Here is a 19,011-nt window from a genome sequence, read left to right as displayed (position 1 = left end):
TATTATATTTTTTCCCAAATTGTTTCTGCAGGAGTTTGAAGGTTTTTCAAATCCTCAATATTTCCCGCAATAATTATTATCTTTTCTTTTCCTAACATGTTTTGCCACTCTCCAATAACCTCAGCGGTTTCAATACGTGGATTACTGTAAACTATTCCCGGAATCTCATTGCCATCAGAGTCCAAAACTTTATATATAAATTTCCCATAGTCCGGCATGTTTACCTCATCAATTACGGCTATTGTGTTTTTACCAATTAAGCCCTCATATATTGTACTCACGGCTACTGCTTCATATGTGTTATCCAGCTTTCTACCGATTACATACAGTTTTATATTCTTGGGAGATTGTAAAGTCACCTCAACAGAGAATTGATAAGCATTAGGTTTATCCGGAATTGCGTAAACTTCAAAATAAGCAGAGTTTAGACCGCTACCGCTCACAATTGACAAACCGGAATTTTCATATGAAGGTGCTGAATAGTCTTTTGTAAGACTTACGTTTCCGCGGCCGGTCTGCTTGGTGCCATCTCCGAAGAATATTTCCGTCTCAGAATCTATTTCGTAGGATAGATTTAAGGTATCAAGATCTGTTTTTAGAATCTTTTTGATAGGATTGGGTTCAATTAATTTTAGTGTAAAAGAACCATACATTATTCCGTCTCTGAATTCTTTTGTAAGTTCTGCAGGCCCATTCAGTAATACTTCATAAGCGTATTCCTTATTTCCGAATGGCTCAATAGTAAAACGTTTTGTAGACCTTGTATCGAATAAGTTTATAAAAGAATTGAAATTTTCTGTTAGCCTGTTAGAATCAGACGCCCTTAACCAACACTGTAGCTCAATTTCGCGTGCTTCATAGAATGGTTTAGATAAATCGAATTGCTTACCGTGGTACTCAGCCCATGAATAGGAATTTCTTTCTCGTGGTTTTAGTTTATCAAGAACACCTTTAGAATCCTGAACATTGATTCCGAATTCTGAAAAATATCTACCATTAATTGACCACTTTAATCCCATCTTTTTTGCTTTACCACACAATCTCCATTAACTACTCCTCCATATTGGTAAATAAATACCTCAGCATTTCCAATCCTTTCGATATTCAGCTCTGAATCGTCTAAAACCGTTACAAATATTTTAGAATATCCTGAAGCTTTTATTGTAATTTTAGACTTTCCGCGAATGAAAATCTCTGAAACATCAAATCCAGTGAATTCTATTTCAGATTCACTATCAAAGATAGCCAAATTAACAGCCTTACTTATAGTGTTTTGCCTATAGTAAACCCCGTATTTTTCATAATAACCACGGTATTTTCCAAGTACTTCTTTTGACGGGAAATTTTGCTTCAATGCCCAATCTGAATTTGCAAAAAACAACTCGCAAAGGCTCTTTAGTGAAGTATCTTTATAAGCTTTTTCAAAGCCCTCTTTACAAGGGCTAAAAGCTTTCATTTCTTTAATAATATAATCTGTTTTCATTATGGTATTCCGGCTAAACTGTTTTTGATTTTAGAATTCATCGACTTTATCTCATCATATATACCCTTAAGAGGCCTCGTATTCATTTCAATTTGACTTTGAACAAGCAACTGACTACGCATCACTTCAAGGTTATCCTTTGAGCGTTTTAAGGCTTCAGCTTGCATTATTCGCATGGCGTTAATCTGGCCTTCCAAAGCTCCGGCAGTCTTTTCGGTAATTCCTTTGATGTCTCCTTTTAAACCTTGGGCGTTATCTGCAGATTGGCCAAAAAGATCCTGATATTGCTTAAGAGCATCCATGTATTTTTTCATGGCCTCCTCTCCCATTGCTTTTATTTTATCTCTTTCTTCTGCACTTAATCCATCAAAACTTCCATTTGCATAAATCTCAGACAGTTGTTGTTGTAGTAATTTCAATTTCTCTAACTGTTCTTTCTGAACATTTTCAAGAAATATTTTTTCCTGAAGTCCTACTGTTTTTAACTTTTCTTCTATTTCTTTTAAGTTACCTTCAACTTTTGAAATCTCATTTTGAACAGCAGATGTACTGGAATTTCCAAAGCCCATTGATGAATATAATTGATCTACCATCTTTTGAGCCGCATCATCAAGAAACTTCATCTTTAGTGCATTCTGTACTGCATTTCGCATAACTTCATCAACTACCTTTTCAAATGATTGCGCAGCATCTTCACCCTCTGCAAAAGCATTTGTTAGAGCATCAGCTAACTTATCTGATAGGTCTTTAAATTCAACAGTTGTTATTGTCTTCTTAAAGGTATCAACCAGTTCTTGTATTTGTACACTGATCTGCCGGATCTGATCTCCATAACTATTTACCTTGTCAACATCAGGATTCTTTTTCTCAGATTCTTTAGTACGCATATCGTTAAGAAGCGCTTGTTGCTTTTTTAAATTGGCAATTAACTCTTGGTATTTTTTTAAACTCGCCTCTCCTGCTGTTTTTTCTATTTCTTTGTTAAGTTGCTCGTATAAAAACTTAAGATTTTCTATGTCTCTTTGCCACCCTTTTATTTCCGCTTCTTTCTTATTGTCGCCATTCATTATTTTTGATAATGCACCTACTACCTGAATCAATCCTGTTATCATTTGACCCTTATTTCCATAAAAGCCCTTGAATACATTATAGACCCCTTCCACTAATTGTTCTACATCGTTGATTGTAGACCGCAGCTCATCCGACATACCCCCTACTGCTTCGGTAATACCTGAAAAATATCCGATCATTTTTTTGGTAGCATCATAAGATACATCAACTATTTCCTCAAATGAACTTTTTGTATCATCTAATTTTAGTTGATATGCTTCGCTATCCTTTCCTGATTCTTTTTCAATTTTATTTAATTCTTCTCGTTTCTTTTTATATTTCTCAATAGCAATACCGATAGCATCAAAAGGGTTTTTATTCTTTACAGCATTATCTAATTTTTCATAGACCTCCAATAAAGCCTTTGTATCTTGAATACCAAGAGCCCTTCCACCATCTGAATCAATAAAAGCTTTAAATTGATCACGAAGTTTTTTAAGAGTTCTAGGTCCTACTTTTTCAAGGTCTCCGAACGCTTTAACGTAAGCATCTGTTTTTTGAAAAAGTTCAAATGACATTGATGAAATGTCCTTTGCCTGCGCTTTATTAGCTTCTTCAGTTTGCCTTGTTTTTTCTAAGTCGGAGGCATTAGATTCTTGAATTCTCTTCCTAATGTCATCATATCTTTGAGTGATTTCAGTCTTTTTTTGTTCAAATGTTTCATGTTCCCTTTGGAATTGGATATATAGGTCCTGTTGTTGCTGCAACAATCCATCAGATAGCCCCTTGTAGTATCTGTCTTTTTCGAAGAACTGTTCTGGATTATTATCCTTTCCAATTTTATTAACTGATTTTAATTTCTCAATGAATTCAAGTTGATCAACCAGAGAAGGAATAGATTTAAGGGTATTCTCAATACCTTTTTTTATGTTTTCTAGTGGTGTATCTAAACCTTTAAGCCCATTGATTTTTTCACGGATAAATACTAGATCCTGTTTCTGTTGGTTGCTCAACAGACTCTTATCAGATAGCTTTACTAGCGCTTTCTCTTGTTTTTCAAGGTAATCAAGGTAGTTTTTAGCTCCGTTGAACAATGCACTATATTGAGCATCGGCAGTTTCTTTACCATAGAATTCTGCCATTTTATAATAATTATTCCATTGTCTTTCAGCTTCACTGATTCTTTCCTGAAAGCTTTGTACTTGGATTTCTTTTTCTCTTTTTGCTCTTGCTTCTTCTAGTTTTGTAACTTCGGCAACTGCTTCTGAAACACTTACTGTTTTACCGGTTTTTACAACGTCACCAAATTTGTTTTTATCCAAAACATTAACGGTGTCGCCTGAAGCTTTTTTCAAGGCTTCATTCCACAAATCAATTCGCTGTTCGAGATCTGCAATAGAATTTAATGAATAAATCTCTGCAAGCTCTCTGGTAGTTTTTTTTGCACTTTCTTCTATTTTAGTAGTATCAGCTACCGGATCAACGCCAGAAGTGTTTGTATACTCTTTTGTTAATCTCTCAACCTTATCTTTCGCCTTTTGAATTTCTCCGCTTTGGGCATTTATCTCATTTATGGTTCGGATATTTCTTCTTTCAAGCGTTGTTAGAAGTTTACCTGTTTTATCATGGGTAACTGTATTGAAATCAGTAAGGTCATCCAGTAAATCCCCAGCGGTAAGTTTAGTTTTTAGTTTGGCTCGTAATTGCTCTCTTTTCTCTGTATAATCTGTAATCCTTGTTAGATAAGCCTTTGCTTCCGCTTCTTTCTGTAACTGCTTTATATAGGCATTGATAGCATTTGATGCTTTATTTGTGCGAATCTCTTCAACAGTTAATTGATTTAGTCGTCCGTTTGATAAAACCTTGATCTGTCTCAGCCATTCAGCACGTTGAGAATTTGAAACATTCTCTTGCTTTATGGCAGAAACAAGCGAATCAATTTTAGTTTTAGTAGCTGCTATTGGCGCTTGCTGTTTGGAAATTTCCGCATTAAGTTCTTGCTGAGCCCTTTCTGCTTCCGAAACTCTATTGTAATAAACATAAAGTGCTGCAGATAAAGCGGCTATTGCTGTGGCGGCAATAACATAAGGGTTTGCTTTTGTTACTGTATTGAATAAAATTTGAGCATCCCTCGCGCTTCTTATAGACGAAGCAAGCTGTAAAAAGGCCTGTACATTTCCCGCAATTATTGAAGCTCTCTGTATTGCAACAGTTGCAATTAATGCAGCTCTATAAGCTCCATATGTTGAAATTAATACTATAAGTACATTTGAAATATCCTGATAATGCTCAATTAAGTTCGTTACACCATCAATTCCAGAAGACAATAAACCTTCCTGATTTTGCCCAATTTTATTAAGCATCTGGCTAAACTCATCACCTAAATTTGAAATTCTACCTGACAGTGTAGCTGACTGCTTTTCCATCAAATTGAAGAACATACCTCCTTCATCCGTCAAAGAGAATAGAACGTCCTTAACGTCTTTGAATCCAATTTTACCTTCGGTAACCATATCGGATATTTCAGCAGTAGTTTTATTGAATTTTTTAGCCAGCTCAGCAACCATAGGGATACCCGCTTCAGTAAATTGGCGAAGATCATCCCCCATAAGTCTGCCTTTAGCCCTAACTTGTCCAAATACAAGGTTTATTCTAGAAATTGGAACTGATAATCCGGATGCGATATTCCCCATCCTTGTTAGGGTGTCCAGTACCTCATTTGCCGGAACCTGGAACGCAAGCAATTGCTTTGCGCCTTGCGAAACATCCTGTAAAGAAAATGGAGTCCTTGCTGCCAGTTCAACCATTTCTTGCATTAAGTCTTTGGCCTTATCACCATCCCCTAGCATAGTAGCAAAAGCTACCTCTGTTTTTTGGAATTCACCACGCACATTAATCAGCTGCATGGTAAAATCCTTAAGTAAGCCAGCCGAAAAGTAACTTGCAACCCCTATTGATAGATTCCGGAAAGCGGTGTCCATTTGTGATGTTTGTTGCTGAGTCTGCCTGTTTAATCCTAGAATATCCCTGCGGATTTGATCAACATTCCTCCTCCATTCGTTCAAATTCAACGTTGCATTGAAATTTAAAGCTCCTCCTACATTATTCATTCTTCATTATTTATATTGCTCCAATTGTGATAAAAAACTTTCCTGCGATAATTCAGAATAATCGAATGATTTTCCTTTTTTGGTGTCTTTTTTCACATCTTCATCTTTGTCGTAATCATATGAAGGTGCATCAATAAGCATTCTTTGTAAGAAAGCGTAATCCACCTCTTCAAGTAAATAATCGAGTGTCCATCCAAAGTGGTGACATAGTTGACCACATAGGCCATAAATTGTTTTTAGGCCGTTTTCTCTACCTTCATCGGATTTGTCACTCTTACTGCGCTTAGTAATGTGGTAGAGATCGTAAAAGACTGGTAATCGTTCAGCGAAAGAACATTCTGTGTGAAATCAAGAAGTTCTCTTGAATTGATATTATTGAACAAATGCTCAGTTAAAAGCTTTCTAAAAAGCCAGTTGTTCCATTTAGTTCCAAGAATTGTAATAGCAATAATTTCAGCGCATAGTTTCGCGTTATCTGCAACCGAATTAAACTGCGAGTTTAATATTTCTTGGAAATCATCATTTTCCTGTTTCTCCTGGCTGACTTTAAGTTTAAAAAACCGGTAGCTTTGGGCAAACATTACTTTTAAAGGTATTTTGTTTACTTTCCAATCGATCTCTTTTCCCCATAATGATGTTTTAACAGTAAATCCAACACTGTTTAAAACCTTCAGCTCCTTTTCTTCTGCAATTATTTTTTCCTCCTCGCTTAATATTCTCTCTTCTTCCATAATTGTAAATTTTGTAGTTAAAAAAAGCGCACCCACCTAGGCAAGTGCGCTGAAAAGAAAAATATTAAGGTGTCGGAATCGGATATTTCACCAATTCAAACGAAGGTGTATTTTCTTTAGTAGGTCTGAGAACCTTTGCATTTACTGAAACACCCAGCAAGTTGTCTTTACCCATATCAGTGGTGAATTTGTAAGTAATAAGTGTTCTTACCACATCAAACCCAAACCCGATTTCTGGTGTAATTTTTAAAGATCTTTCTACTGTAACATTTCCGATAGGCGGAATGTAGTTTCCATCGGCATCTTTTGTTCCAGCTCCAACCTCAACCAAGGTGTCGGCATCGGGATTGGCAACATCAAAATCAAAAGACATTGCTCCTTTAGTAGTCCTTGTAAAAATGGGATCATCATATTCTTCAACATTGAAATCGGTAGTCGTACCATCTTCCATATTGATTTTTAATGTCCCAAGCATGGTTTCCCCTAGTTTTTTAAAGACGGTGCCCATTCCCCCGTCTGATGCAACTGGTGCTAATTCAATTTTCGCTACACCATTGTTAATCTGTCCTGCCATTTTATTGAATTTTAATTATTATTAAATGCGTTTAATTTTAGTCTGAAATTGATATAGCAATCGTTGCCATCCATAATGGTTTGCTCAAACTCTATATCAACATTGTATTTGTCAGTGAATTTTCTTTCCAGAATTGGTTTTACTTTGTCGGAAACAGCTTTTAATCGTATTTCGTTTGGAACGTTTTGATCTATAGCGTTTATCTTTACTTTCAAGTAAGGCACATAGCAATTGACATTGAATGCACCGGTTTGAAAGAAAGTACTATTAATAGTGATAGCATTTACAACAACATCTTCTTTAGTGCTGCCGGCTGGTCTAAAGTCTTTATACAGATCACCCGTGATAATAGAACCAACACCTCCATTTTTCAACTCATTATAAATCCACTGTTTGGCTTCTATTACTGAATTTCTCACCGTATACTATTTAGAAATTGATTGAGTTTTAATTTAGCTTTGAGTTCCGCACTGGTTAGTACATTACGCCCTCTACTTTCAACAGTTGACGCGTATTTCATTCCAGCAACAATTACCAATGCTATCTCCGGAAGAGCTTTAGCAATATCAATCGCTAAATCATAACCTATTTTTTTACCATCCTTCGTTGTTGGTTGCGGACCCTGAACTTTTTCAAAGTCTTGACTAACTATGTTACCGTTTAAAGTGATAACATATCCGATAGATGATCTAAGGTTTCCAGTGACGTCCTGCCAATCTTTATCTTTCGCATAGGACCTGGCTTCGTTTATAGCATCTTCACCAACCACTCGCATAACTCGAATGATATTCTGGATTTTTGCATCCAAAGCATCATTGATATACTGGTTTAGACCCGGCATGTTGAAATTCGCTCTTACACCCATATTCTGCTGTGAAATTGATCGTATTTTACTCTTAAAACCTCTCCTTCAAGCCTTGTTTCGCCTTTTGATCCTATAACCCTTATACCTGAACCTACATCAATAGGTTTAAGCTTTTTAGGGCATTGAATCAACCAGGTATACTCATACTTAATCTGATCATTAGAAATAGTTTTGGTACTTGAAAGGCTATCTTCATCACGACACATACCGAAGTCCTGCCATTCTGATGTTCCGGGAATCCAGTTTCCGTTTTCGTCCATTACAGCATCTGTTTTTACAAATACTTCTAACTTATATGGATATTGAACTGCCATTTACCAAAGATTTGAACGATCACGAATTTTGTTTCTTTCCATGTTGTTTGGAAGCCCTAACTGGTCAGCTATCATACGGTAATATGCAAGCATTGCATCTTTATCATATTCGATGGTAAACTGTCCTTCTGAAACTCTTTTCGGAGATAATAAAAGCTTAGGGATTAAATTGTAAAACAGCGTATTAGATTTTACTTCTAATTCGGGTTCGTATTCAGAGTCGCCATTCAATCCTACATTAATCAATTCTGCATCAATAAGCGCATCGGACACTTCAACCGACCATAACTCAAGATTTGCTGACAAATAATCCCTAACTTTCATTTATTATGCGAGTTTTAGTTTTAAATGATAAATCGCGTCAATTGCTGTTAATGCAGGAATAGCCAATAACTGCCCTCTTGTGAACTCGTTGAAAGGCTCGTTCATCGACCATTTAGCAATCTTTACTTTATCTACATTCGCATATGAATGCCCCATAACCTGTTTTAAATCCCCTTCGGTAACTAGTGCATTTTTAACTTTTCCTAGTTCTCCTTGTGGAACAAATACAATCACATCGTCTGCAAAAGCTCTGAATGATCTTGTAGCTCCGTCCTCCTCAATGTTAAATAATGAAGTTTGCAATTCGATTGGCGGAAGTCCGTTAGAAACCAGATATTCGTTAAGGTTGTCAGGTGTTACTAATGCCGGAGCTTTTCCAACTACTCCTTTGAAAATCTTTTGGATTTCAACGCTGTTTTTTAACTTGTTGAAAGTAGCTCTGGTCATGATCATTTTTTCAAAACCGTCATTGCCTTTTCCTTGCGCAGCGTCAATTACATTCTCAATGTCTTGAAGCGGTGTCGCATCGGCATCATCCCACTTCTTGGAAGCTTCAATAACATTGTCCGTCGGAAGTCCTACTGGAATTTCACCATACGCAACGCCATCCGGGTTACCTGTTGCTGAAAGATCAATCATGCCTGTAGAAAGTCCTTGTAAGAACATAACATCAAGTCTACCGGTACATCCATCAGCCGATAATTTGACATCATTAAAAATTAAATCAATGATTTGCTTCTTCTTTGTGTCATCATCAATATTACCCATGTTCTGTAAAGAGTAGTAAGCTCTTACATCAGATTGTTTCATGAGATATTTGTGTGAAATAGTTGGAATTGATCCTTCAAATGAAGCTAGCCCTCTTCTGCTTCTTACGGGAGAAACTGAATCTTCCCCAACTACAGATGCAATTGTATCAAGTTGTGTTTTTCCGATTACATCTTTGAAAGACAAATCGACCTGAGGTGTATCCCAGGATAAATATTTGGAAAATTCTCTTGTTTTGAATTTATCCATTCTCTTGTCGATAATAAGCTGTAAGCCTTCGCTTGTTGCGTATTCACCGAATATAGATGCTACATTACTCATACTTCATTAATTATTTAGATTGTGAGAAAATGATTTGAGGCATTTTTGCTTTAAGTTCATCCGTAATAGCCGGAATCCTTCTAGCATACACAGTTCCTCTCAGAACAATATCAACAGAAGTATTATCGTCAATAACAACATCTTCATACAGTAATCCTTTTGGGGCTGTTTGATCTGGCTTTGCCAATCTTGTAGCTTCATCAAAAGTAAACGCTGTACCGGCTACAATTTTTTCACCTTTTGTTAGTCCGGTAGTATCTAATACGAAACCGCCTAAAGCCGTTTCCAAAACGTGAGCATAGATTGTCTTATCCCCTGCTACTTCCGTTCTCTTAAATCCTAATTTGCTCATTTTTGTCTGTTTTGTTTTTACGCTAACCTTTCAATGTCTTTCAACGCTTGTCCTTTTTGCTCAGTCCCACCGGTTCCAATAGGCGGGTTTCCCCCTTTAGCTCCTTCAGTTGCAAAAGCTTGTTTGAAATCCTCAAATTCAGTCTCCATATGTTTTACTGTATCATCTTCGGAATAACCTTCCCCATAGTCTACAGTTGTCAGAAACTTGTTGTAGTACTTTTCAGGAATGTTTTTCGCAGAAAGTGCTTTTACAAGATTTCCCTTTTTGTCGTCGATAGCTGTTTTGGTTACTAATTGCTGTACGGTTCCAAGAAGTTTTTCGAATTTTTCTTCAAGAGTAGAATCCTTTTTTTCTTCGGTTTCTTTTTTCTCTTCAGGCTTTTTCTTCTCGTCAGTAGGCTTTTGTCTTGCCTTATCCAAGCTTGATTGAATAGATTTTAATGATCCCCCTACACCATCTACTACTCCATCAATAGTTTCATCAGTTGGGTTTCCGGTTAAAATTAAATCTGCTATAGACCCTAAAACATCGTCACCAAGACCCAAGTTTGCATACTTGTTTCTCAGCTTTTCAATTATAGTTTCTCTTGTCATATTAAAAGGTTTATTATTAATTACCGTAAATTTCGTGCGTAAAACGTTTATTTTCAATAGCATTTGTTGCTTTTACACTTTCATTTTCGTAATTTTACTATTATAACCACGGTATTATTTTTATGAGGGGAGATTTGGGAAGTATGAGAACGTCGGATATGACACTTAACGAACTTTTGGTAGCATTTAACAGACTATCCATGGTTCAAAAAATCACAATGGATTTATCGGAGTTTTGCGAGGTAACAGGAAAGGGACAGAAAGAAGTATATTCGCTTCTACGATGTCAATATTATCCTGATGAATTGATCATAGGAGGCTATGAAGGTAGGAAACGTAAAAAGAAGTTATTGTTTGACACACAAAAGGTTTTGGAATGGATGAGAAGGTGAGAAACGTAATTAGCAAATCGATTGCTTTGACTCCAATTATGGGTTATTGCCCAGGATTATTGGAGCAAATTAAAAAAGCTGATAGAATTGATGTTCAAAAACAAAAGTTAATAAAGTTAGCTGGTGAAGAAATAGCTGCTGAAATTTTTGATAAAATAAAGAATGAAGCATACGCTCAGTTGGGAGACAATGGGTACTATATCTACTATGAACTAGTAAAAATTAATATTGAATTGGAATATGCATAAGGTGGGATCGTCAAATTGTATTGAAAAACTTTCTGCAGTAGAATTTAGGAATGAGTGGGCTATTGAGGTGGAAAGGATGAAACTTGAAAAACTTGTTGACAAGCAACAATCTGACCTTTATTACAATTTTTTAGTTAAAATAACCTATGAAAATCTATATGAATCTAATAGTAGTTTTATCTTAAAGAAACTCAGAGAAATAAATACAGCAATTGAATTAGACAACAATGCAGCCGATTAAATGTGGAAACTATTTTATAGTCCAGAATACTAAACTACTGGACAAATTAACTATCCTGTATTATGTTATAAATTTGAATTGAAATAAATAATTAATTAAAAACTAATATATGACAAACATTGACTACGAAAAACACGCAGAAATATTCTTTAAAAAGATTGACGTCGAATCAGCCAATTGTAATGAAACAAATCTTTACGATTCAGCATGCGAATATATCGCAAAAGAAAGTGATTTTAAAGAGAAAGATCCTGTTGAAGTTGGTTCTCTATTATCTGTTTTACAAGATAAAGGGCTGATACAATTTAAAGGGACAATAAAATTTCCCAATCAATCTGGAATTTTGAAATATTTGGTTACAGAAAAAGGAGAACATTACATTACGGATAACCGTAAACATCCATAAGGATAATGATTTAAATTTGGAGGAATTTTTATTAACCATAAATCGAAAAACATGATTAAAAAAGGAGATGTCGTAAAATTAAAATCAGGAGGCCCTAAAATGACGGTAAAGGGTTTAGCAGGCGTTTATTGGGTTTGTTCTTGGTTCGTAGGTGAAGAGCTTAAGGAAGGCATGTTTACTTCTGAACAGTTCGAAATACTAAATTAAAACAAAGCCCCAAACTAAGGGGCTGTTTTCATAATTTAGTAATTCCTAATTCCCTTTGGATTCTTTCTATGAATTTATCGCATTCCATTCCTAGATTTTCATAGATAATTATCATTTTATCAATGGATTCTTTTGAAGGATCTGATTCCCAAAAAAAATCTTCTTTGACAATTTCAAATATTTTTCCTTCAAGTAAAAAGAAATTATGCTTGGTTTTATCGCTCATAAACAAAGCCTGCTCTGCTCTTACCTTATTAAATGAATCCCATATTTCTATAGGTTTTTTACCAGATATTACTTTTTCTAATAACAAATCATTCCTTATTGCTAACAAATCTCTTTTTATTACTATAATTGATTCTGCTATAGTGGAGTATGATTTTACTTTGTAACTAAATAGGTGATCTCTTATTTTTTCCTTCCTTGCTAAATTTGAATTTAAAAATGCTCCTACAACAACTCCAATAACTGTTGCAATTGGGACAGATGCCTTTAACAATTCTAATTTGTCCTCCATAATTATAAGTTATGACGCAAATATAACAAAAAGCCCTCTCAAAGAGAAGGCTTTATTTTATAATAATATGAAAAATCTAATCTATATAAATAAGCCTACCGTTTGAATCTCTTTTACCTGAAACTCCCATATTACATATACAGCCACTTTTACAAGTGCAATCCTTATGCGGTAAAATATGATTGTTTAAAGCGTAGTTGAAATTATATGTTTTACCTTTGTCTTTTTTACATGCATCACATATATGCGGACTATTTTGTACTATTATCAATACTTCTAACAAAACTCCTTTTGATAATTCTTCTGATGATTTAATTAGTGATTCAAAATATAAAGTTCTCACATAGGTACTATCTTTACTTTTCTGCTCTGATTTAATAAATTGTTCCATCTCAAAATAAATGAGTTGTAATTTACTAAAGTTTTTATCATTTATTTTAACTAATGAATTCAGCTTTCTCCATATAAAGTTTTTCAATCCATTTACATCATCATTATTCAATTTAGATTCAATAAAATCTTTGTCTAATTTTACTTTATTAATCCCTAAGTCTGATATTTTTTTTAAATATTTCAGTTTTAATTTATTGAACTTATCTATGTTTTTTTGGCTCATGGTAATAGGTTTTATTTTGTATACTTTATAAACTCACTCCTGAATCTTATTTCGGGAGTGTTTTCTACAATCTCTTTCCAGTAAGCAATGTTTTTAGCTTCGTATTCCGGATGTCCTGAATGTGCTAACGGCTCACGAAGAACAATAAGAGTATTAGCTACGTTATCCGATAGCATTTTATGCTGCTGAACTTGCTCCAACAATTTTACATGAAAATTACATAGGCTTTCATACTGTCTTTTCGTGTACGAGTAAGAATGAAAATGATAGCATATAAATGGGAATTCCGGGTGAATTTCTCCGGTAAGGTTGCAGTTTTCAACCATTGTTAAAAGCTTGTCCGGAAGTGGCATAAAATTACAGCCTTCCGTTAAGTTATCATATAGTTTTTGTTCTTGGCGCGAGATCATCCAGTAAATTTACGGAAATCAAACAGTAAAAAAAAGTGATCACAACTTAATGCGATCACTTAATTCATTTTTTACTGTAGCAAATAGGAAACTATTCACAACGGTACTACAAATTTAGCATTTATTTTAGATATTTCCTATTATCTACTATAAAAGATGACTGAGTCTTCCATCCGTCCATTTTTGCCTTGTTTTCTTCCATGTACGTTTTAAACTGTTCCGGAACATCAGAAATAAAATTCTCAGATCTTTCCGGTGGCAAATTAAGCCCTTTGTTAATCTCATCAATAATTTCCTGATCAGTTTTACGAACTGTGAACCGTTGACACATGCATCCTATATGCCATCCCTTCCAAATAAAGTTTTTAGGATAGAAGCCTTTGAGATCATCACAGATGTCAACGATTTTATGAGCATTGCTAAGCTGAATTTGATAACCTACTATATCATTATTCTGCATTATGCGTAACTGATCAGATTCCCGGTAAGCCAAATTATTTTCTTCTTTGGTTAGTCGAACAGCATTAGCCATACTACTACGATATACACCCTGTCCTGGCTTATATGCTTTAGCATTCTTGCTCAAAGTCAGGTTTCCGTGCTTATCTCGTACTCTTCTGTATAGCCTGTCCGGTTCTCTCAGGTACTTTTTTATTTCCCTGGCTAATTGCTGAGCACTTTTACCTTCAGACAACCCCAAATCAAGCGCAAATTCAAGCTCTTTTCTTGTATTCTGCGTAATTGACCATACGCGATCTGAAATAGTGAATTTGCCTATCTTACGCTCTTGAAACGCTTTTAACGCTTCGGCATTCCGAGGCATGGGTGCTTCTTTGAGTTTATTTAGTATGTCTACCGGTATTTTACCGGAAATGCTGTTTAGTGTAGCAAGTTTTAAAGCATCATTTTTTAAATCTCCAACATTCCACGAATAAGCCGTGGAAACCGTGATTAGTTCTCGTAAATCCGAGTTAAACTGATTAAAAACATCTTCAATATATTTTGTAATCTTTGGATATTTCCTAAACTGAAAAAGTCCTTCCTTTAATGTTGCTGGAAGGGATGAAAAAACAATACTTTCTACAAGATCATTGAAAAGCTTTTCGACCCGTCTTAAGTACTGCTCTACTCTTTTTCTATGTTGTTTATCGAAGTCCATCGAAAAATTTTTCTATTTGTTCAAAAAACCAACTAGTCATGTAAGCTTGTGCTTCATCGTTTTCAATATCTAACCTTTGACCACGATCTTTGAATAGCTTATTAACAAGGTGAACACACTCATGAGCTATTACACTGTTTTTAGGCCGGTCTTTAAAGCATACAACATACCTCGAATAGCCCATGTGACAATCATCAAAAACAAACGCAACGTCTCTTTCATCGGCTGGTCTATCCCATTGAAGACGATGTTGATAAATGCCGTTTACGTTCTTCCATTGCTCGTTATCCAAGATGATAATAAAGTCGCCAAAGTATATTGGTATTTTAACTACCTTCCTTTTCATACTCCAAACGTTTGAGAGTTTTCGGTTTCTGTTGAATATTGGTTTTCATCACGAATCCTTTGCATTTCTTCCACCGGATCATCAATGCCTAGATTACGCATAGCTGTTTCAACTGACATGATAGCCTGTCCGCCTGTTGCATCCATGAGATAAGTAATCTTTTCTTTCATGTCGTTGATCATATATGGATTGTAAACAATATCAACTTCCAATTCTTCCAGCTTTTTAGCATCTTTTGTGCTTAATACGTTCGCTAGGAATGCTTTGATAACGTTAATACGTCTTGCCAAATAGTCATCCCATATTTCCCGCTTCATTTCAACTTTCAAGTGGATATCCATGAAATAATATTGCGCAGCAACACCAGAAATAGCTCCCATTGATTTGAGTTTTTCAAATGAAATATCGGGGGTTTGGGTGAGTTTATATACAAATTCTTTGAGATTGTCAAATTCCAGTTTTTGAGATTCTGTATTATTATCCCATGTAAGATAGTCTAACTCTGAATCTTTTTCCATTTGGAAAATAGCGCCTTTCTGTCCCTTTCTAGCAAAACCAGTTAGCTCACCTTTCGCCTTAACTTTTGGATCCGCATGATAGTCATTAGTTTCAGCATGTCCAGAAGCTAGTTCTTCCATCCTTTCAATTAAAACCTGCACAATATCCCATTCGGTTCTCTTTTGTGACCCATAAACAACCGGAATTTTCCCAATTAAATTTCGCTCTCTACTTTCTTCAATCCATTGAGATTCCTTTTTTAGAACAATCTTTTCTTCAGCGGTGTATATCTCGCGATATTCAACTTCTTTATCGTTTTCATCCTTTAAAGTGATTTCACGAACAAAGGCAGTCATGTCTCCATTCTCAAAAACAGGATAGAAAACGTCACCTTCTGTTGGTTGCAATAATTTAACACGCAATCTATCAGCTTCGGGTGTCAAATACCAGACCTCTGCTACTTTTGTAGTTCCGTAAACTTCCCTTGCTGCATCACGTGTTAAAGAAATGATCTTGTTTTGTTTTAAAACATCCTGGACTAATGAGAAACTGTCATTAGTCGGAATGTATGTAACAGGTTTGCCAAAGCCAAATGCTACAATTTTATCAACTATTAACTGTTGAAACGCAAAACCAATCCTGTTGATAGGCTGAGAGGTCGTTCCCTCTTCGGTTTCTACCAGCTTATCCGGGTATTTCGTTTTATTAGTGAAAATCTCGTGGGTTTCCACGTTATACTGCAGAACAGCTTTTGATAAATAATCCGTGTTCGGTCTTAATTTATCAAACTTCTTTACTATTTCCTCTGCATCTAATCCTTTCAAATCCATATATAGTATTTTTTGTTATCCTAACATTCTTCCGATCTTTTTCAGATCGACATTTCTGCTTGTTTTTAATTCTTTGTAACATGCATACCTACAAGCGTCAATAAGGTGGTTATAAGCATCTACCGGCACACCTGATTTCTTATCACTCCAAACGTAATTATTCAGTTCTTTGATAAGGTTTATACTTCCCGGATCAATCACGAGCTGATAATCCTGCATTAAAGCAATACCAGCGGAAACGCTTCCCGGCCCTTTCTCAACTGCTTCGATATTATTCCCTCGTTTTCTAAGCTCTTCAATCAATCTTGGTTCTTCAGAATCGGCGTAAACCTTCCGGGTACCAGCGACTCTTTTGTTTGCTTCGTAAATATCCGTTGTTGTAAGGTGTGTTTTATATAATTCCTCCCTCAAGTGAATCTTTTTACAGGCCTTATCAATGGAAGCACTAACCAACGTAGTAGGGTCGACGGAAAAGCCGAAATCCTGACCATGGAGGGTTGAATTTATTTCCTGATATGGACCTATCACCCAATCAGTGAAAACAACACCTTCTGCTTTGTCAAGCCAACCACCAAGTACTGAGTGCGCAAAGTAATTATGCCATTTCTTTATTTTTTCTGGCAAAGAATCTCTTTCTTTGGTTGGAGTCGATAAGTATTGATGATAGGCCTCTTCTGTTTTCTCAAAATCCTCCATAATATGGTCGGCTGTCCAATCTCTTTGCCCATCTTTATAGGTAGTATGGATGTAGCAAACACCATCTTTTATACCATTCCACCCATCCGGAATTCCTCGTTCCTCAAAGAATTCTTTATGCACCCAATGCTCTTTTGTGGTTGGGTTTAGAATCAGAATACAAAGATTAAAAACGTCTTTTGCTCTGATGGATTTACGGATCTTATCCCATTCTGAAAATGATGGCATTTCCTCAGCTTCTTCCAGTACGAAAATTGAAAATCCTTTTAGAGATTTAAGGTTTGCGGTCTGATTCCCCGCTGATGTCTTAATCCCTTTGAAAACAACCTTTGGAGTAGTCTCAGATTCTTCTTTTTCTTCTTTGTAAATTATCCTGTCTTTATTAATATTAAATCGATCACCATAATTAAGAAGATCAAGCTTTTCTTTAAATTCTGGAATTACAGAGTCTTCGGTTGATGTCATAGTGTATCTAGTATATAGGATTCTATGACTAAATGAAGACACCGCTTCCGCAAGCATTACAGATGCGGTAAATGATTTAAATGAGTTACGTCCACCTGTAAGTATAGCTACGGAAAAAGGCGGTTTAGATTCATCTTTACCACCTCTTTTATATTGCAACCATTCAAACAATGGCTCAAACTTATTTGGAATCTCCAAAACCACGTGTGAAAATGATTTTTGTTTGTTCTTTTACTTCGATTGGGTTATCCGGATCACCAGTAAGTTTAGTTTCTGATTTATCAGTCCAACCCATATTTTTTAGTCCGAAAATAGGTCCGACAACTTTATCATTCCATAAGCCCCTTTCATATGTATTTTCAACGTGTAACAAAGCTTTTTTTATAAAGTAAGAATACTCCGGTTTTGCTAAGTAGTCATACATTGACTGTCGGCTTTCAAAACCTAGGTAGATAGCAAGTCCTGTAACGCTTGGAGTTTCAGGTTCTCTGATCCAAAACTTATACTCATACGTTTCAGTAGTTTTTTTGTAATCATCACCTCGTCCGCTTTCGAATGTTCTTGATCCCTCCTTTATTTCATATTCTCCTTTTATAAAATCGAAGTATTCCAAAGTTTTTTGCTCGAAGTCTTCAGGATTTGTAAACAAAGCAGGACGACCGCCATTGTTACCTACAGAAATAGTATTCCCCTCCGCAAACTTTCCGTCCGGCTTTCTTCCTTCATTCTCTTCACTCTTCTTCTTTGCCATTTCTTTTTCTTTATTCATTCACCGCACTCCCTGTCACTCCCTCTGCCATAGAAAATTAGTTTAGTATTTATACTTGTCTCTTATCTCTTTGCATTCTTTCCAATATTGAATAATGTCAGATGCGATTAAGTACGGAGAAAATATAAAATCCAATATTATAAAATCACCATAGAAAGGTCTAGCCATTTCTTTCGAGCAATAAATAATCCCGCAGGTTATCCATGCTGTTAATAAGATTGTTAATATCATTATTATGTATTATAAATTATTCTCCATACTCCCTAAATTAAAAACTCAACTGAGTGTCTTTTATCTAAAAACTCAAAAGGCCAGTCAAGAACTTTCATTATTTCTTTTTGCTTTTCTTCCGGAATATATTTAAAGCCATTTTCAAACTGAGTTAAATCACTAGATTTTAATCCGGATACTTTTTTACTCAATTCAGTTTTACTCAACACTCTAATTTGTCTAACTAGAGTTAATTGTCTTCCTCGGTTTCTTGAAACTTTATCCATTCGTTTCGTTAATAATTAAAAACCCCGCTACCTATTACAGCAGCGGGACACCAAATCACAAAATATTAATATGAAAAATTCCTACTGCATTAAATCAATCTAAAATGATAGTCTTTCCTATCAGCCAGCATAACAGATGCCTCATTGTGGAAATCGAAGGACTTGCACCTTCAACGTAGACGGCTACACCATACCTCGCTCTTAAATTTAAACTACGCTTCTATCG

At 35.5% G+C, this 19,011-nt stretch carries 27 protein-coding genes; 5 read left to right on the top strand and 22 right to left on the bottom strand.

The features are described from left to right. Nucleotides 1–2: 2 nt before the first annotated feature. From FW780_RS02290 to FW780_RS02230, 13 genes are all read right to left on the bottom strand, one after another. A complete protein-coding gene (locus FW780_RS02290; protein WP_149832018.1) occupies nt 3–1,019 on the bottom strand; it encodes a phage tail family protein in 1,017 nt (338 codons plus the stop codon). Further along, a complete protein-coding gene (locus FW780_RS02285; protein ID WP_149832017.1) occupies nt 1,010–1,483 on the bottom strand; it encodes a hypothetical protein in 474 nt (157 codons plus the stop codon). The genes FW780_RS02290 and FW780_RS02285 overlap by 10 nt, the downstream gene beginning before the upstream one ends. Next, entirely contained in the window at nt 1,483–5,643 is a 4,161-nt protein-coding gene (locus FW780_RS02280; RefSeq protein ID WP_149832016.1) for a tape measure protein, read from the bottom strand. The genes FW780_RS02285 and FW780_RS02280 overlap by 1 nt, the downstream gene beginning before the upstream one ends. 6 nt (nt 5,644–5,649) lie before the next feature. Continuing rightward, nucleotides 5,650–5,874, bottom strand: coding sequence for a hypothetical protein (locus FW780_RS22730; protein ID WP_149832015.1), 225 nt, complete (start codon nt 5,872–5,874; stop codon nt 5,650–5,652). A 5-nt stretch (nt 5,875–5,879) separates the two neighbouring features. Then, a complete protein-coding gene (locus FW780_RS02270) occupies nt 5,880–6,374 on the bottom strand; it encodes a hypothetical protein (protein ID WP_149832014.1) in 495 nt (164 codons plus the stop codon). 64 nt (nt 6,375–6,438) lie between these two features. Beyond that, nucleotides 6,439–6,948, bottom strand: a complete 510-nt coding sequence (locus tag FW780_RS02265) for a hypothetical protein (RefSeq protein ID WP_079242592.1) — start codon at nt 6,946–6,948, stop codon at nt 6,439–6,441. Nucleotides 6,949–6,959: 11 nt separating this feature from the next. Beyond that, nucleotides 6,960–7,367, bottom strand: coding sequence for a hypothetical protein (locus tag FW780_RS02260; protein WP_149832013.1), 408 nt, complete (start codon nt 7,365–7,367; stop codon nt 6,960–6,962). Then, nucleotides 7,364–7,813 (bottom strand): hypothetical protein, encoded by a 450-nt coding sequence (locus FW780_RS02255; protein WP_149832012.1) that lies wholly within the window; start codon nt 7,811–7,813, stop codon nt 7,364–7,366. Before FW780_RS02255 ends, FW780_RS02260 begins: the two co-directional genes overlap by 4 nt. Further along, nucleotides 7,804–8,127: a hypothetical protein gene (locus FW780_RS02250; protein ID WP_149832011.1), complete on the bottom strand. Its 324-nt coding sequence runs from the start codon at nt 8,125–8,127 to the stop codon at nt 7,804–7,806. Before FW780_RS02250 ends, FW780_RS02255 begins: the two co-directional genes overlap by 10 nt. Continuing rightward, a complete protein-coding gene (locus FW780_RS02245) occupies nt 8,128–8,451 on the bottom strand; it encodes a DUF6706 family protein (RefSeq protein ID WP_149832010.1) in 324 nt (107 codons plus the stop codon). It lies immediately after the preceding gene. A gap of 3 nt (nt 8,452–8,454) precedes the next feature. Further along, a complete protein-coding gene (locus tag FW780_RS02240; RefSeq protein ID WP_149832009.1) occupies nt 8,455–9,540 on the bottom strand; it encodes a major capsid protein in 1,086 nt (361 codons plus the stop codon). A gap of 10 nt (nt 9,541–9,550) precedes the next feature. After that, nucleotides 9,551–9,892 carry a hypothetical protein gene (locus FW780_RS02235; protein ID WP_149832008.1) on the bottom strand — a complete coding sequence of 114 codons (342 nt, stop codon included), beginning with the start codon at nt 9,890–9,892 and terminating at the stop codon, nt 9,551–9,553. Between the two features lie 17 nt (nt 9,893–9,909). Then, nucleotides 9,910–10,551 carry a hypothetical protein gene (locus FW780_RS02230; protein ID WP_167510639.1) on the bottom strand — a complete coding sequence of 214 codons (642 nt, stop codon included), beginning with the start codon at nt 10,549–10,551 and terminating at the stop codon, nt 9,910–9,912. 80 nt (nt 10,552–10,631) lie between these two features. Between FW780_RS02230 and FW780_RS02225 the strand changes: the two genes are divergently transcribed. The 5 genes from FW780_RS02225 to FW780_RS02205 all read left to right on the top strand — a co-directional run bounded on the left by FW780_RS02225 (nt 10,632) and on the right by FW780_RS02205 (nt 11,982). Beyond that, nucleotides 10,632–10,880 carry a hypothetical protein gene (locus tag FW780_RS02225; protein ID WP_149832006.1) on the top strand — a complete coding sequence of 83 codons (249 nt, stop codon included), beginning with the start codon at nt 10,632–10,634 and terminating at the stop codon, nt 10,878–10,880. Then, on the top strand, nt 10,865–11,128 hold the full coding sequence (locus FW780_RS02220) for a hypothetical protein (RefSeq protein ID WP_149832005.1): 264 nt from the start codon (nt 10,865–10,867) through the stop codon (nt 11,126–11,128). The genes FW780_RS02225 and FW780_RS02220 overlap by 16 nt, the downstream gene beginning before the upstream one ends. After that, nucleotides 11,109–11,369 (top strand): hypothetical protein, encoded by a 261-nt coding sequence (locus FW780_RS02215; RefSeq protein WP_149832004.1) that lies wholly within the window; start codon nt 11,109–11,111, stop codon nt 11,367–11,369. Before FW780_RS02220 ends, FW780_RS02215 begins: the two co-directional genes overlap by 20 nt. 109 nt (nt 11,370–11,478) lie before the next feature. Next, nucleotides 11,479–11,775, top strand: a complete 297-nt coding sequence (locus tag FW780_RS02210; protein ID WP_149832003.1) for a hypothetical protein — start codon at nt 11,479–11,481, stop codon at nt 11,773–11,775. A 51-nt stretch (nt 11,776–11,826) separates the two neighbouring features. Further along, on the top strand, nt 11,827–11,982 hold the full coding sequence (locus tag FW780_RS02205; RefSeq protein ID WP_149832002.1) for a DUF2158 domain-containing protein: 156 nt from the start codon (nt 11,827–11,829) through the stop codon (nt 11,980–11,982). Nucleotides 11,983–12,010: 28 nt separating this feature from the next. On the opposite strand, the gene FW780_RS02200 is transcribed toward FW780_RS02205, so the two are convergent. The 9 genes from FW780_RS02200 to FW780_RS02160 form a co-directional block, all read right to left on the bottom strand. After that, nucleotides 12,011–12,499 (bottom strand): hypothetical protein, encoded by a 489-nt coding sequence (locus FW780_RS02200; RefSeq protein ID WP_149832001.1) that lies wholly within the window; start codon nt 12,497–12,499, stop codon nt 12,011–12,013. Nucleotides 12,500–12,575: 76 nt separating this feature from the next. After that, on the bottom strand, nt 12,576–13,115 hold the full coding sequence (locus FW780_RS02195; RefSeq protein WP_149832000.1) for a hypothetical protein: 540 nt from the start codon (nt 13,113–13,115) through the stop codon (nt 12,576–12,578). A gap of 11 nt (nt 13,116–13,126) precedes the next feature. Further along, nucleotides 13,127–13,525 (bottom strand): hypothetical protein, encoded by a 399-nt coding sequence (locus tag FW780_RS02190; RefSeq protein WP_149831999.1) that lies wholly within the window; start codon nt 13,523–13,525, stop codon nt 13,127–13,129. 121 nt (nt 13,526–13,646) lie between these two features. Beyond that, nucleotides 13,647–14,684 (bottom strand): hypothetical protein, encoded by a 1,038-nt coding sequence (locus tag FW780_RS02185; protein ID WP_149831998.1) that lies wholly within the window; start codon nt 14,682–14,684, stop codon nt 13,647–13,649. Then, nucleotides 14,671–15,030 carry a hypothetical protein gene (locus FW780_RS02180; protein WP_149831997.1) on the bottom strand — a complete coding sequence of 120 codons (360 nt, stop codon included), beginning with the start codon at nt 15,028–15,030 and terminating at the stop codon, nt 14,671–14,673. Before FW780_RS02180 ends, FW780_RS02185 begins: the two co-directional genes overlap by 14 nt. Beyond that, entirely contained in the window at nt 15,027–16,358 is a 1,332-nt protein-coding gene (locus tag FW780_RS02175; RefSeq protein ID WP_149831996.1) for a phage portal protein, read from the bottom strand. Before FW780_RS02175 ends, FW780_RS02180 begins: the two co-directional genes overlap by 4 nt. A gap of 15 nt (nt 16,359–16,373) precedes the next feature. Continuing rightward, nucleotides 16,374–17,723, bottom strand: coding sequence for a PBSX family phage terminase large subunit (locus FW780_RS02170; RefSeq protein ID WP_149831995.1), 1,350 nt, complete (start codon nt 17,721–17,723; stop codon nt 16,374–16,376). Beyond that, a complete protein-coding gene (locus tag FW780_RS02165; protein ID WP_167510637.1) occupies nt 17,701–18,270 on the bottom strand; it encodes a terminase small subunit in 570 nt (189 codons plus the stop codon). The genes FW780_RS02170 and FW780_RS02165 overlap by 23 nt, the downstream gene beginning before the upstream one ends. Nucleotides 18,271–18,551: 281 nt before the next feature. Then, a complete protein-coding gene (locus tag FW780_RS02160; protein WP_149831993.1) occupies nt 18,552–18,785 on the bottom strand; it encodes a helix-turn-helix domain-containing protein in 234 nt (77 codons plus the stop codon). Nucleotides 18,786–19,011: the final 226 nt, after the last annotated feature.

The organism is Chryseobacterium sediminis (assembly GCF_008386505.1).
In the GTDB taxonomy this organism is placed as follows: domain Bacteria; phylum Bacteroidota; class Bacteroidia; order Flavobacteriales; family Weeksellaceae; genus Chryseobacterium; species Chryseobacterium sediminis.
The sequence above is the reverse complement of the archived record's forward strand: the minus strand, read 5'-3'. Positions and strand labels throughout refer to the sequence as shown.